The 14,592-nt window shown below is 65.0% G+C and carries 13 protein-coding genes; 10 read left to right on the forward strand and 3 right to left on the reverse strand.

The genetic code is table 11. The annotated features are described in order from the left end of the window. Position 1: 1 nt before the first annotated feature. From I6F21_RS13585 to I6F21_RS13625, 9 genes are all read left to right on the forward strand, one after another. Entirely contained in the window at positions 2-1,552 is a 1,551-nt protein-coding gene (locus I6F21_RS13585; RefSeq protein ID WP_225183236.1) for an AMP-binding protein, read from the forward strand. A gap of 411 nt (positions 1,553-1,963) precedes the next feature. After that, positions 1,964-3,562: an ABC transporter substrate-binding protein gene (locus I6F21_RS13590; RefSeq protein ID WP_036002044.1), complete on the forward strand. Its 1,599-nt coding sequence runs from the start codon at positions 1,964-1,966 to the stop codon at positions 3,560-3,562. A 33-nt stretch (positions 3,563-3,595) separates the two neighbouring features. Beyond that, positions 3,596-4,543, forward strand: coding sequence for an ABC transporter permease (locus I6F21_RS13595; protein ID WP_036002026.1), 948 nt, complete (start codon positions 3,596-3,598; stop codon positions 4,541-4,543). A 9-nt stretch (positions 4,544-4,552) separates the two neighbouring features. Beyond that, positions 4,553-5,446: an ABC transporter permease gene (locus tag I6F21_RS13600; RefSeq protein ID WP_036020171.1), complete on the forward strand. Its 894-nt coding sequence runs from the start codon at positions 4,553-4,555 to the stop codon at positions 5,444-5,446. Next, positions 5,446-6,453: an ABC transporter ATP-binding protein gene (locus tag I6F21_RS13605; RefSeq protein ID WP_036020169.1), complete on the forward strand. Its 1,008-nt coding sequence runs from the start codon at positions 5,446-5,448 to the stop codon at positions 6,451-6,453. Before I6F21_RS13600 ends, I6F21_RS13605 begins: the two co-directional genes overlap by 1 nt. After that, positions 6,450-7,436, forward strand: coding sequence for a dipeptide ABC transporter ATP-binding protein (locus I6F21_RS13610; protein WP_225183237.1), 987 nt, complete (start codon positions 6,450-6,452; stop codon positions 7,434-7,436). Before I6F21_RS13605 ends, I6F21_RS13610 begins: the two co-directional genes overlap by 4 nt. Before the next feature lie 366 nt (positions 7,437-7,802). Continuing rightward, entirely contained in the window at positions 7,803-8,117 is a 315-nt protein-coding gene (groES, locus tag I6F21_RS13615) for a co-chaperone GroES (protein WP_036002037.1), read from the forward strand. Between the two features lie 36 nt (positions 8,118-8,153). Beyond that, positions 8,154-9,773 carry a chaperonin GroEL gene (gene groL / locus I6F21_RS13620; RefSeq protein ID WP_225183238.1) on the forward strand — a complete coding sequence of 540 codons (1,620 nt, stop codon included), beginning with the start codon at positions 8,154-8,156 and terminating at the stop codon, positions 9,771-9,773. Positions 9,774-9,852: 79 nt separating this feature from the next. Continuing rightward, positions 9,853-10,185: a hypothetical protein gene (locus I6F21_RS13625; RefSeq protein ID WP_036002054.1), complete on the forward strand. Its 333-nt coding sequence runs from the start codon at positions 9,853-9,855 to the stop codon at positions 10,183-10,185. Between the two features lie 343 nt (positions 10,186-10,528). Here the strand turns inward: I6F21_RS13625 and rpoH are convergent, their stop codons facing one another. Beyond that, complete coding sequence (rpoH, locus tag I6F21_RS13630; protein WP_225183239.1) at positions 10,529-11,416, reverse strand: RNA polymerase sigma factor RpoH; 888 nt, start codon at positions 11,414-11,416, stop codon at positions 10,529-10,531. Positions 11,417-11,793: 377 nt separating this feature from the next. Between rpoH and I6F21_RS13635 the strand changes: the two genes are divergently transcribed. Then, positions 11,794-12,027, forward strand: a complete 234-nt coding sequence (locus I6F21_RS13635; RefSeq protein WP_225183240.1) for a hypothetical protein — start codon at positions 11,794-11,796, stop codon at positions 12,025-12,027. 7 nt (positions 12,028-12,034) lie between these two features. Here the strand turns inward: I6F21_RS13635 and ftsH are convergent, their stop codons facing one another. After that, positions 12,035-13,876: an ATP-dependent zinc metalloprotease FtsH gene (gene ftsH / locus I6F21_RS13640; RefSeq protein WP_225183241.1), complete on the reverse strand. Its 1,842-nt coding sequence runs from the start codon at positions 13,874-13,876 to the stop codon at positions 12,035-12,037. Positions 13,877-14,104: 228 nt separating this feature from the next. After that, complete coding sequence (locus tag I6F21_RS13645) at positions 14,105-14,386, reverse strand: hypothetical protein (protein ID WP_057030022.1); 282 nt, start codon at positions 14,384-14,386, stop codon at positions 14,105-14,107. Positions 14,387-14,592: the final 206 nt, after the last annotated feature.

Below are 14,592 nucleotides of genomic sequence, written 5' to 3' on the forward strand. Positions count from 1 at the left end.
GATGTACACAGGTCACCACGCCCGCCTGCGTCCGCTGCAGCCCGCCTTCATCATGGCGGCGACCGGCGAGGCCGTCACCTATCGCGACTTGGAGGCGCGCAGCAACCGGCTGGCGCACTTGTTCCGCCAGCACGGCTTGAGGCGGCTCGACCATTATTCGATCTTCATGGAGAACAATGCGCGTTATCTCGAAGCCTGCGGCGCGGGCGAGCGCTCCGGGCTCTACTACACCTGCATCAACTCGTTCCTGACGCCGGGCGAGCTCGCCTATCTGCTCGTCAACAGCCAGTCGAAGATTTTGATCACGTCGATGACCAAGCTCGCCATCGCGCGCGAGGCGATCGAGGCTTGTCCCGACATCAAGCTCTGCATCGTCGCCGACGGCCCGGGCGAGAGCGAGCGCATCGTTGGCCTATCGGAGGTGACCGCCGGCCTGCCGGCAACGCCGATTCCCGACGAGTGGCTCGGCACCGCCATGCTCTATTCCTCCGGCACGACGGGACGACCTAAGGGCATCCTGCGCCCGCTGCCGGAGGAGAAGCCGAAGCACAATCTGCCGCTGTTCGATTTCCTGTTGAGGCTCTGGCACTACCGCGAGGGCATGGTCTACCTGTCGCCGGCGCCGCTCTATCATTCGGCGCCGCAGGCGGCCGTGAACCTCACGATCCGCATGGGCGGCACCGTGATCATCATGGAAAGCTTCGATCCCGAGCGTTACCTGCAGCTGGTCGAGCAATGGGGCATCACCCACACGCAATTGGTGCCGACGATGTTCTCGCGCATGCTGAAGTTGCCGGAGGAGGTGCGCGCCCGCTACGATCTGTCCTCGCTGGAGATCGCCATCCACGCCGCCGCGCCCTGTCCGCCGCAGGTCAAGGACGAGATGATCAAATGGTGGGGACCGATCATCCACGAATATTACGGCGCCACCGAAGGCCTCGGCTTCACCGCCTGCAACAGCGAGGAATGGCTGGCGCATCGCGGCACCGTCGGCAAGGTGCTGCTCGGGGACCTGCACATTCTCGACGAGAACATGCGGGAATGCCCGACCGGCACGCCCGGCCAGGTCTGGTTCAAGACGGCAACGCCGTTCGAATATTTCAACGATCCCGAGAAAACCAAGGAGGCGCGCTCTGCCGATGGGAGCATGAGCACGGTCGGCGACGTCGGCTATGTCGATGCCGACCGCTTCCTATACCTGACCGACCGCGCCACCTTCATGATCATCTCCGGCGGGGTGAACATCTATCCGCAGGAATGCGAGAACCTCCTGATCACCCACCCCAAGGTGGCGGACGCCGCGGTGTTCGGCGTACCCAATGCCGATCTCGGCGAGGAGGTGAAGGCGGTGGTGCAGCCGATGCCCGGCGTGGAGCCGCGGCCGGCGCTCGCCGAGGAGCTGATCGCGTTCTGCGCAAAGTCGCTGTCGCGGCAGAAGGTGCCGCGCTCGGTCGATTTCGAAAAGGAATTGCCGCGGCTGCCGACCGGCAAGCTGTACAAGCGGCTGCTGCGGGACCGGTACTGGGGGAACAAGGTCTCGCGGATCGTGTGAGGGTTTCCGCTACGTAAGGTGCGCAAGCAAGCGCCATACACGCAACTGTCTTCCCGGGGCGCGACGAAGTCGCGAGCCCGGGACCCATAACCCCAGGAAGGAGTTGCGGCATGGGCTGGCAAATCCGAGTCTTCGCCAAACTCCTCCCTGTGGCTATGGATCCCGGATCGGCGCGCGCTGAGGGCGCGCTTGTCCGGGATGACAGCAGAGGTTGTTGAGGCGACCTCGCGCAAACTCTCACAGGGAATCGCGTCTTCGCACCTGCACTCTCACATCGCGAGAGAAGCACCCGAGATATTCCGTCATCCGAATTGTCGAGGGCGCAGCGAGCCTTGCGGGTTGCCTCGCTGCACGCGCCTCGCTATCGTCTGGATAAACAGGCCGCAAAACCGAGGTCCAGGGAGGATGAGCATGCGGAGCGTGTGGGCGCTCGCCGCAATGGCGGCGTTATCTGTGCTGACGGCCTCAACTGCCACGCTCGCCGGCGAGCCCAAGCAGGGCGGCATTTTGCGGATGTATCACCGCGACAGTCCGGCCAACGCCTCGATCCTCGAAGGCGCGACCTATTCGATCAACATCCCCTTCATGGGGGTGTTCAACAATCTCCTCATCTACGATCAGCACATCGCGCAGAACAGCCCCGATACGCTGCGGCCGGACCTCGCCGAAAGCTGGTCCTGGAGCAGCGACAACAAGAAGCTCACGTTCAAGCTGCGCCAGGGCGTGAAATGGCACGACGGCAAGCCGTTCACCTCCGCCGACGTCAAATGCAGCTTCGATCTGTTGATGGGCAAGTCGCAGCAGAAGCTGCGGCAGAATCCGCGCAAGGCCTGGTACAGCGAGGTCAACGAGGTCACGACCAACGGCGAATTCGAGGTCACCTTCGACCTGAAGCGGCCGCAGCCCTCGCTGCTGGCGATGCTCGCCTCCGGCTACACGCCGGTCTATCCCTGTCATGTCTCGCCGGCGGACATGCGCACCCATCCGATCGGGACCGGACCGTTCAAGTTCGTCGAGTTCAAGGCCAATGAATCGATCAAGCTGACGCGCAATCCCAATTATTGGAAGAAGGGCCTGCCCTATCTCGACGGCATCGAGTACACCATCATCACCAACCGCTCGACCGCGATCCTGGCCTTCGTCGCCGGCAAGTTCGACATGACCTTTCCGACGCACATCACGATCCCGCTTTTGAAGGACATCAAGTCGCAGGCGCCGAACGCCACCTGCGTCGTCGAGCCGACCAACGTCTCGACCAACATCATCGTCAATTCCACCTCCGCGCCGTTCGACAACATCGACATCCGCCGCGCGATGGCGCTCGCGCTCGACCGCAAGGCGTTCGTCGACATCCTGTTCGAAGGCCAGGGCGACATCGGCGGCACCATGCTGCCGCCGCCGCAGGGCCTCTGGGGCATGCCGAAGGACCGGCTGGAGACCATTCCGGGCTATGGCCGCGACATCAACGCCAACCGCGAGGAAGCCAGGAAGCTGATGCAGAAGGCGGGCTACGGTCCGGACAAGCGCCTCGCCGTGAAAGTCTCGACGCGCAACATCGCGGAATATCGCGACCCCGCCGTGATCCTGATCGACCAGCTCAAGACCATCTATATCGACGGCGAGCTCGACGTCGTCGAAACCGCGAACTGGTTCCCGAAGGTCGCGCGCAAGGATTACATGCTCGGCCTCAACCTGACCGGCAATGCCGTCGACGATCCCGACCAGTCGTTCTACGAGAACTATGCCTGCGGCTCGGAGCGGAACTACACCAATTATTGCAACAAGGAGATCGAGAAGCTGTTCGACGTGCAGTCGCAGGAGACCGACATCGGAAAGCGCAGGCCGCTGGTGTGGGACATCGACAAGAAGCTGCAGGAGGACGTCGCCCGCCCGATCATCTTCCATGCCCGCGCCGGCACCTGCTGGCACCCCCACGTCAAGGGCGTCACGATCATGTCGAACAGCTCCTACAACGGCTTCCGCTACGAGGACGTGTGGCTCGACAAGTGACGCGACGCTAACGGCTGGCGCGGAGGGCGGTGCATGTTTGCCTATCTGGTGCGGCGCCTGTTCCTGATGTTCGTGACCCTGTTCGGGATCTCGATCGTCATCTTCTTCCTGCTGCGCATCGTACCGGGCAACATCGTCGACATCCTGTTCGCCGCCGCCGGCTATGTCGATCCCGCCGACAAGGCCAATCTGGAGAAGGAGCTCGGCATCGACCGTCCCCTGATCGTGCAATATTGGCACTGGATCAGCGGTTTCATGCGCGGCGATTTCGGCTTCTCCTATGTCTCGGAGAAGCCGGCGCTGCAGGAGATCCTGCCGCGAATTCCGATCACGGCAAAGCTCGCCGGCCTCGCGCTGCTGTTCTCGGCATCGATCGGCATTCCGCTCGGCGTCATCAGCGCGGTGAAGCAGGGCACGAAGCTCGACTACGCGCTTCGCGTCGTCAGCCTCAGCGGCCTGTCGCTGCCCTCGTTCTGGCTCGGCCTTCTGATCCTTACAGCGTCGGTGGCGATGTTCGGGCAGATGCCGATCTTCAATCCCAATCCGAAGACCTGGCTCGAGGCGTTCGCGACCTACGCCGTGCCGGCCGCCGCCGTCGGCTTCCGCAGCGCGGCGCTGACCATGCGCATCACGCGCTCCTCGATGCTGGAGGTGCTGCGGCAGGACTACATCCGCACCGCCCGCGCCAAGGGGGCATCCGAAGCGGCGGTGAACTATCACCACGCGCTGAAGAACGCGATCCTGCCCGTGATAACCGTGATCGGCATCGAGGCGGCGTTCCTGATCGGCGGCCTGATCGTCACTGAGACCGTGTTCAACATCCCCGGCGTCGCGCGCTTCCTGGTGGAGGCGATCCGCTGGCGCGACTATCCGATCGTGCAGAACCTCGTGATGTTCATCGCGGTCGTGGTGGTGTTCGCCAATTTCACCGTCGACATGCTCTACGCGGTGTTCGACCCGCGGATCAGGTACACGGATTAGGAGATCAGCTTGGCCGCGATCGATTTCGACGTTGAGCTGAGGCGGGCCGGGGCGCATGCGACCGGGGGCTGGCGGCGCGTGCTGTTCATGGCGCAGCGGCACGTGCTGGGCGCGGCCGGGCTCGTCATCATGACATTGTTCGTGCTGACGGCGATCTTCGCCGATGTCATCGCGCGCTATGATCCGCTGACCGTCGATTCCGCCCGCGCGCTGGCGCGGCCGAGCTGGGCGCACTGGATGGGCACCGATTCCTTCGGCCGCGACGTGTTCAGCCGCATCATCCACGGCGCACGGATCTCGCTCGCGGTCGGCATCGGCTCGACCGTGCTCGGCGGCACCATCGGCGTGATCGTCGGCCTCACCTCCGGCTATCTCTCCGGCTGGTTTGATCTGGTGTTCCAGCGCGTCTCCGACGTGCTGCAGGCGCTGCCGCTGCTGGTGCTCGCGCTGGTGATGACGGCCGCGCTCGGGCCCTCGCTGCCGAACGTGATCATCGCCATCGCCATTCCGCTGATCCCGACGGTGGCGCGCGTCATCCGCGCCAACACGCTGGCGCTGCGCGAGCAGCCGTTCGTGGAGGCCGCCAAGTCGATCGGCATGAGCGAGATGCGGATCGCGCTGCGCCATGTGCTGCCGAACACGCTGGCGCCGCTGATCGTGCTGGCGACGGCGCAGCTCGGCTCGACCATCCTGACCGAAGCCTCGCTGTCCTTCCTCGGCCTCGGCATTCCCGAACCCTATCCGTCGTGGGGACGCATGTTGTCCGAATCCGCCGCCGAATATGTCCGCACCGCGCCGTGGCTGGTGATCTTCCCGGGCGTCGCGATCAGCCTCGCCGTGTTCGGCGCCAACCTGTTCGGCGACGCCCTGCGTGACATCCTGGATCCGAGGCAGCGCGGCTGATGGCGGACAAGACCGATCTCGTGCTCGACGTGAAAAACCTGAAGACGGTGTTCTTCACCAATTCCGGCCTGTTCAGGGCTGTCGACGACCTCTCCTTCAGCGTGAGGCGCGGCGAGACGCTGGCGATCGTCGGTGAATCCGGCTGCGGCAAGAGCGTCACCGCGCTGTCGCTGATGCGTCTCGTGCCCGATCCGCCCGGGCGCATCGTCGGCGGCTCCGTCGCGCTGGAAGGCACCGACCTGCTGGCGCTGGATGAGGCGCAGATGCGCGCGGTCAGGGGCAATCGCATCTCCATGATCTTCCAGGAGCCGATGACCTCGCTCAATCCGGTGATGCGGATCGGCGACCAGATCGTCGAGGCGGTGCGGCTGCATCGGCATATCTCGGCGAAAGAGGCGCAAGGCATCGCCGTCGAGATGCTGCGGCTGGTGCGCATCCCCGAGCCGGCGCGGCGGGCGCGCGAATATCCGCACCAGCTCTCCGGCGGCATGCGCCAGCGCGCGATGATCGCGATGGCGCTGGCCTGCCGGCCGGCGCTCCTGATCGCGGATGAGCCGACCACCGCGCTCGACGTCACCATCCAGGCGCAGATCCTGGCGCTGATCCTCGACCTGCAGAAGGAGCTCGGCACCGGGCTCGTGCTGATCACGCACGATCTCGGCGTGGTCGCGCAGACCGCGCAACGCGTGATCGTGATGTATGCGGGGCGGAAGGTCGAGGAAGCCAGCGTCGAGGCGCTGTTCGCCGCGCCGAAGCATCCCTATACGCGCGGGCTGATGGCCTCGATCCCGGCCGTGCCGGCCTCCGGCGCCGCCGCGCAGGCGCGGCTCAACGAAATCCCCGGCACGGTGCCATCGCTGGTGCGGCTGCCGCAAGGCTGCGCCTTCGCGCCGCGCTGCAAGCTCGCCATCAAGCGTTGCGAGGCCGAATATCCACCGCTGGCGGATTGGGGCGGCGGGCATCTCGCCGCCTGCTGGCGCGCGGAAGAAGTGGCGGAGGTGGCATGACCGAGGCACTGCTCGAAGTCACCGACCTCAAGAAGCACTATCCCGTGCGCGCCGGCGTGTTGCGAAGGCAGGTCGGCACCGTGCACGCGGTCGATGGCGTCTCCTTCGCGCTAGGCACCGGCGAGACGCTCGGCCTCGTCGGCGAATCCGGCTGCGGCAAGTCCACGGTGGCGCGCAGCGTGCTGCGGCTGGTCGAGCCGACCTCGGGCCAGATCCGCCTCGACGGCGAGGACATCACGCATCTGTCGAAAACGGCGATGCGGCCGCACCGCCGCTCGATGCAGATCGTGTTCCAGGACCCGTTCGCCTCTCTCAATCCGCGCATGACCGCCGGCGACATCGTCGGCGAGCCGATCGCCGTGCATGGGCTCGCGACCGGCAAGGAGCTGGAAGCGCAGGTCGCAAGGCTGTTCGAGCAGGTGGGGTTGCGGCCCGACCAGATGCGCAATTTCCCGCATCAATTCTCCGGCGGTCAGCGCCAGCGCATCTGCATTGCCCGCGCGCTGGCGCTGGGGCCACGCCTGATCGTCTGCGACGAGCCGGTCTCCGCGCTCGACGTCTCGATCCAGGCGCAGGTGATCAACCTTCTGATCGACCTGCAGCGGCAGCACGGCTTCTCCTATCTCTTCATCGCGCACGACCTTGCCGTGGTCGCCCATATCAGCCACCGCGTCGCCGTGATGTATCTCGGCCGCATCGTCGAGATCGCCGACAAGGACGAGCTGTTCCGCAATCCCCGGCATCCCTACACGCAGGCCCTGCTCGCCTCGGTGCCGGTCGCCAACCCGCTGGCGAAGAAGCTCGCGCCGCTGGTCGACGGCGACGTGCCGAGCCCGGTCAATCCGCCGTCGGGCTGCGCATTTCACACCCGCTGCCGGTTTGCGATGGAGCGGTGCAAGACGCAGCGGCCGGCGCTGGTGGATGCCGGAGACGGGCATCAGGTGGCGTGTCTGCTCAATGACGGGACGGGGCGAGGCCGCTAAGGCGGACTCATAGAAGAAATGTCAGCTCCTGAGGGAGGAGCGGAAATCTTCTGCTCGGCAGAGCGTTACCGCTTTTGACCCAAAGCGGACCTCAAGGGGCTATATGGGATCATCCTCACATGGAAATGACCAGTAAGGGCGGCTCTCGAGATTTGCGGGCCCAAGCCGATGCACCTCGCCCGCCAAGCAGGCGTGACAGGGACGGCGGCACATCCAAAGGATCCGGACAAGAACCTTGAAGTAGCGCAAAAATTTTTGCAGGTCCTCTTGACTAGAAATCCGCGTATTCCTAGGTCGTTTGCCGCCCGGGGGCCGGTTCCGGACCCGGATTTTGGACATCGCTGAACCTACCCAAGGAGGATGTGCATGCATTTCCGCCCGTTGCACGACCGTGTGCTCGTGCGCCGCATCGATGCCGAGGAGAAGACCGCCGGCGGCATCATCATTCCCGACACCGCCAAGGAGAAGCCGCAGCAGGGCGAGATCATCGCCGTGGGGCCGGGCGGGCGAAACGAGCAGGGCCAGCTCGTGCCGCTCGACGTCAAGGTCGGCGACCGGGTGCTGTTCGGCAAGTGGTCGGGCACCGAGGTCAAGATCGACGGCGAGGAGCTGTTGATCATGAAGGAAAGCGATCTTCTCGGCGTGGCCGAGCAGGCCGGCACGCTGAAGAAGGCGGCGTAACGCTGACAGTCATCGAACGGAAAGGAGTTTAACAACATGGCTGCCAAGGACGTGAAGTTCGCGACCGAGGCCCGCGAGCGCATGCTGCGGGGCGTCGACACACTGGCGAATGCGGTGAAGGTCACGCTCGGTCCAAAGGGACGCAACGTGGTTATCGAGAAATCGTTCGGCGCTCCCCGCATCACCAAGGACGGCGTCACCGTCGCCAAGGAGATCGAGCTGGAGGACAAGTTCGAGAACATGGGCGCCCAGATGGTGCGCGAGGTCGCCTCCAAGACCAGTGATCTCGCCGGAGACGGCACCACCACGGCGACCGTGCTGGCGCAGGCCATCGTCAAGGAGGGCGCCAAGGCGGTCGCTGCCGGCATGAATCCGATGGACCTCAAGCGCGGCGTCGACCTTGGCGTGGACGCGATCGTCGCCGACCTCAAGTCACACGCCAAGAAGATCACCTCCAACGACGAGATCGTCCAGGTCGGCACCATCTCCGCCAACGGCGACACCGAGATCGGCCGCTTCCTGGCGGATGCGATGCAGAAGGTCGGCAATGAGGGCGTGATCACGGTCGAGGAGGCCAAGAGCCTGCACACCGAGCTCGAAGTGGTCGAGGGCATGCAGTTCGACCGCGGCTACATCTCGCCCTATTTCGTCACCAACGCCGAGAAGATGAAGGCCGAGCTCGAGGATCCCTATGTGCTGATCCACGAGAAGAAGCTGTCGGGCCTGCAGGCCGTGTTGCCGCTGCTGGAGCAGGTCGTGCAATCCGGCAAGCCGCTCCTGATCATCGCGGAGGAGGTCGAGGGTGAGGCGCTGGCGACGCTGGTCGTCAACCGCCTGCGCGGCGGCCTGAAGGTTGCCGCCGTCAAGGCGCCGGGCTTCGGCGACCGCCGCAAGGCGATGCTGGAGGATATCGCGATCCTCACCGGCGGCACCGTGATCTCCGAAGATCTCGGCATCAAGCTCGAGAACGTCACCGTGAAGATGCTGGGCCGTGCCAAGAAAGTGGTGATCGAGAAGGAGAACACGACGATCGTCGACGGCGCCGGCGCCAAGAAGGACATCGAGGCGCGCAGCCAGCAGATCAGGGCGCAGATCGAGGAAACCACCTCGGACTACGACCGCGAGAAGCTGCAGGAGCGCCTCGCCAAGCTCGCCGGCGGCGTCGCGGTGATCCGGGTCGGCGGCGCGACCGAGGTCGAGGTCAAGGAGCGCAAGGATCGCGTCGACGACGCTCTGCATGCGACCCGGGCCGCGGTCGAGGAAGGCATCCTGCCGGGCGGCGGCGTGGCACTGCTGCGCGCGCTCAAGGCGCTCGACGGGGTCAAGACCGTCAATGCCGACCAGAAGGCGGGCGTGGACATCGTGCGCCGCGCCATCCAGGTCCCGGCGCGGCAGATCGTGCAGAATGCGGGTGAGGACGGCTCCGTCGTCGTCGGCAAGCTGCTCGAGAACCAGACCTACACCTGGGGCTTCAATGCCGCGACTGGCGAGTACCAGGATCTGGTGCAGGCGGGCGTGATCGATCCTGCCAAGGTCGTCCGCACCGCCTTGCAGGATGCGGCCTCGGTGGCCTCGCTGCTCATCACGACCGAAGCGCTGGTGGCCGAGAAGCCGAAGAAGACGGAAGCGCCGAGCGCTCCCGCGATGGACTTCTAAGGACGGGCGAGCCCGGCCGAACGGCCGGGCTCGTTTGCCATGGATCTGTGACTGTGTTCTCGAACGAAAGGAGGATGAAATGATCAAGGATCGTGCTTTCTCCGCTCGCGGGGAAACCACTCGGAAAACGTTGCGGCGGCTCGCCGCCTTGGCCGTTGGGGCTGGCCTCTCGCTGGTGCCCTTTGCGGCCTTTGGCGCCGAAAGCCCCGGCCCTGCCGCCAAGACGGCGGACAGTTTCGAGCGGCTCGCCTTGCCGCCGATCCCGTACCTGGACACGATGCCGTGGTCGAGCTGGGATCGGGGCAGCCCGACCATGAAGGTGGACACATTGCTGCCGGTCCTCGGGCCATCCGGGATCCGACTCGACCTCACGCCGCCTGATCGAGACAAGCCGGAGCCCGCCACGAGCTGAAACGGCGGAGCGGCCGGCGAGGCCGCTCCTCATCGTTCAGCCACTCATCGCTCAGGCGAAAGGAGGATCATCAGATGAGAGGCATTGTCCTCGCCGTCGCTGTGTTGGGCATGGCCAATGGGCTCCAGGCCAAGGAGGCCGACACGCCTCGTGCCGAGATGCGGAGCTCGGCCGAGCCCGCCCGGCAGCTTGCGACCAGTTCCGTCGGAGCGTCTCGGAGCAATCCGGGGAAGTCCGGCCAGACCGAGCGCAGGAGCCGGGAATTTTCGCCCGAACGTCTCGTCCCCGATATCTGCAGAGGATGCTGATCGGCCTTGGCCGATCAGCATTCTTCCTCGCTCGCCTAACGCGACGTTGCAAGGCGCGCCTCATCGAGGCGCGCGAACATCTTCGCCTTGATCCGCTGCAACGCGCGCTGCTCGATCTGCCGGACGCGCTCGCGCGAGATGCCGAACTTGCCGGCGAGCGCATCCAGCGTCTGCTGCGGCTCGCCGAGATATCGCGCCTCGACGATGCTGCGCTCCCGCGGTGTCAGCGCAGCGAGTGCATCGGCGAGGGCAGCCTTGGTGCGTTCACGGTCGGCCGCGTCCAGCAGCAGACTCTCCGGATCGGGAGAGGGATCCACCAGCCGGTCCTGCCATTGGTCGCCTTCCGTCTCGACGCTGATCGGCGCGTTGAGTGAGATGTCGCCGCGCAGCCGGCCGTTCATCTCGGCGACGTCGGCTTCCCTGACGTCGAGATGTTTGGCGATAGATGTCAGCTGATCCGTCCGGAGCTCGCCATCCTCCGCAACGCCAAGTCTGCTCTTCAGCTTGCGCAGGTTGAAGAACAGCTTCTTCTGCGCAGCAGTGGTGCCCAGCTTGACGAGCGACCATGATCGCAGGATGTATTCCTGAACCGAGGCCTTGATCCACCAGGAGGCATAGGTCGCGAGCCGGAAGCCTTTCTCGGGGTCGAACCGCTTGACGGCCAGCATCAGCCCGACATTGGCCTCCGAGATGAGGTCGGCGATGGCGAGGCCATAGCGGCGATATTGCAGCGCGATCTTCGCCGCGAGCCGCAAATGGCTCGTCACCAGCCGATAGGCGGCGTCACGATCGCCGCAATCGCGCAATCGCCTCGCATAGTCGGCTTCCTCCGTTGCCTCGAGCAGCGGAAAACGATGGATCTCCTTGAGATAGCGGGATAGCCCACTTTCCCCGTGAAGGGCAGGAAGTGAGGTAACCAACATCGCGCCCTCCCTCACGAGCACCGTTCGCCCCGATCCAGGGCGCGTTGCCGATCCAAGCGATAATCTGAGTGAAGCGCCGAGAGCGGCGCGGTCCGAGCGCAGTCAGGTTTCATGGCCAAATCCTCGTTAGAGCAAGATGGTTGGACCACCGCGAACCTGATCCGCTGAGCCCGATCATGGCACCCAGACGCCTCAGGCCGGTGGGCGCCACTAGAATTTGGAAATGGCCGGAATGTTCCAGCGTGACGTGAATGAAATCGGCGATGGCGATTGCCGTCTCCTTCTCCGCGCTCGCCGGGCTCTTGAAACGCGAAGCCTTCATTCCAATCTGGTCCACGCAGGCGCCGATGAGGCTGCACGCATGTTTGGTTCGTGGGATGGATGACTATCGTGATCTCGTGAGCGCGGCTCTTGCGCTGTTCTGCGCCGGCCTGATGTTGGTGGCCGGCCATCTCCTGATCGAATGGCACGCCAGAAGCACCGATCCCGGCATCGGGATCGAGGCGCCGAAGCGCGAAGGCGCGCCCGCGCCGCTGATCTCGAATGGTTCGCCGCCGGACAGGCGGATGATCGAGTTTCCCGCCGAGATCAGGCGCAAGCGCGCTGCGTGAGGGGGGCCTAGATCGCCCGCAGACCTTCCTTGGGCATCTCCCGGATCAGCGCATCGATGTCGCTCTGCTCCAGCGTCTCCTTCTCGAGCAGCTTCTTTGCGGCGCGGTCCAGGATCGGCCGCCGCGTGGTCAGGATGCCCTGGGTGCGCTGGAACACCTGGTCGACGATGGTTTTCACCTCGTGGTCGACCGCGGCGGCGGTCTCCTCGGCATAGTCGCGCTCGCGCGTCGGATAGGGGCGGTCAGGGCCGGCCAGGAAGTTGCCGGGATCGCGCTCATAGGCGACGCTGCCGAGACGCTCCGACATGCCGTAGCGCGTCACCATGCTGCGGGCGATATCGGTGACGCGGCGCAGGTCGTCCGCCGCACCGGTCGACAAGTGCCCGAACACGATCAGCTCCGCGGCGCGGCCGCCGAGCAGCACCGCCATCTTGTTTTCCAGCTCCTCCTTGGTCATCAGGAAGCGGTCCTCGATCGGCCGCTGGATGGTGTAGCCGAGCGCGCCGACGCCGCGCGGGATGATCGAGACCTTGTGCACGGGATCGGTCCCCGGCAGTGAGAGCGCGACGAGGGCGTGCCCCATCTCGTGATAGGCGACGATCTCGCGTTCCCTGGGGTTGAGCAGGCGATTGCGCTTTTCCAGGCCTGCGATCATGCGCTCGACCGCATTGTTGAAATCGCTCATGGTCACCGCCTCGGCGGCGCGGCGCGTCGCCAGCAGCGCGGCCTCGTTGACGAGATTGGCCAAATCCGCGCCCGTGAAGCCTGGTGTCAGCGCGGCAACGGCGTCTGCATCGACATTCTCGGCCAGGCGCACCTTCTTCATGTGCACCTTGAGGATCTCGATCCGGCCCCGCTTGTCTGGACGGTCGACCAGCACCTGGCGGTCAAAGCGGCCGGCGCGGAGCAGGGCAGGGTCGAGGATCTCGGGCCGGTTGGTGGCGGCGAGGATGACGAGCCCGGAGCGCGAATCGAAGCCGTCGAGCTCGACGAGCAGCTGGTTGAGCGTCTGCTCCTTCTCGTCATGGCCGCCGGCGAACGGGCCGATGCCGCGGGCGCGGCCCAGTGCGTCGAGCTCGTCGATGAAGATGATGGCCGGCGCCTTTTCGCGCGCCTGCTGGAACAGGTCCCGCACCCGCGCCGCGCCGACGCCGACGAACATCTCGACGAACTCCGAGCCGGAGATCGAGAAGAACGGCACCCTGGCCTCGCCGGCCACGGCCTTGGCGAGCAAGGTCTTGCCTGTACCCGGCGGGCCCACCAGCAGCACGCCCTTCGGCATGCGGCCGCCGAGCCGGCCATAGTCGGTCGGGTTCTTCAGGAAATCGACAACCTCGCGCAGTTCGTCCTTGGCCTCGTCCACGCCGGCGACGTCGGCAAAGGTGACGCCTGTGTTGGATTCGACGTAGACCTTGGCCTTGCTCTTGCCGATCGCCATCAGCCCGCCGCCGATCCCGCCGCCCTCGGCCATGCGGCGGCCGATGTACCACCAGACGCCGAAGAACAGCAGAACCGGCATGACCCAGGACAACAGGTCGCGCAGAAACGTGCTCTCGATCTGCCCGGTGAAACGGACGTTGTGCTTCTCGAGCTCCTGGGCGACGTCCTGGTCGACGCGCGTGGTGACGAATTGCTTCTGGCCGCCGGACAGCGGCTCCTTCAGCGTGCCCTGCAAGGTGCGGTCGGAGATGCCGACCGTCTCGACTTTCCCCTGGCGCAGCAATTGCTGATATTCGCTGTAGGGGATCACCGCGATCTGGTTCGCCGCCGAGATCAGATACTGAATCAGGAAGACCGCGAAAATTGCGGCGATGGCGTATCCGATATTGAAACGGGCATTCTTGTTCATGGGGAGGCCAGATCCGATCGTGTTACGCGGGCCGGGCTAACGTCGAGGCGCATTTTGGCGCGCTCGCTCGGGCCCGGTGCGCCTCCGGACCTGCATCTTAGCGACAGAACTTCTCCTGCTGCCATCGGTTCCAGTCGTCCCAAACGCGGGCTCGGCAGCGCCGGACGCAGGCGATCGAGATGCCGGGCAGCGATAAGGCCCGGTTGCAGGCCGGGCCTTTGCATCAGTTCACCAGGGATACCAGTAAGGATATGCCGCCGGATAATACCGGACGGTCCGGTAATAGCGGGGGCCATAATAGTATCGCGGCGGACCATAGACCGGCGCATAATAGACCGGAGGTGCGGCCGCGGCGGCCAGCGCTCCGGTGAACATGCCGAGTGCGATGGCCGGACCGATGCCTGGACCGCCCCAATGATGATGATGGCCCCGCCAATGGGCCGAGGCCGGCGCAACGGTTCCGATGAGGAGCGTTGCTGCCGCGGCGATTGCAAGAGCAAGCTTTCTCATGTGACTTCCCTCGACTTATGCCCGCGCAAGCGGGCTTCTCAATCCTTTCGCATGAGTTTCGTTTTGCCGGACACAGCCGGCAGCGTCTGAACTTAGGATGGGCGGCGACGACTTCAAGCCTCTAACCGACAATTGGCCAATTGGAGAGAACAGTCAGATCGTGTCAATCGAAGAAGGGCTTCGAACGTCCCTGCTGGCGCGTGCCA

The organism is Bradyrhizobium sp. NBAIM03 (genome assembly GCF_020194055.1).
Lineage (GTDB): Bacteria > Pseudomonadota > Alphaproteobacteria > Rhizobiales > Xanthobacteraceae > Bradyrhizobium > Bradyrhizobium yuanmingense.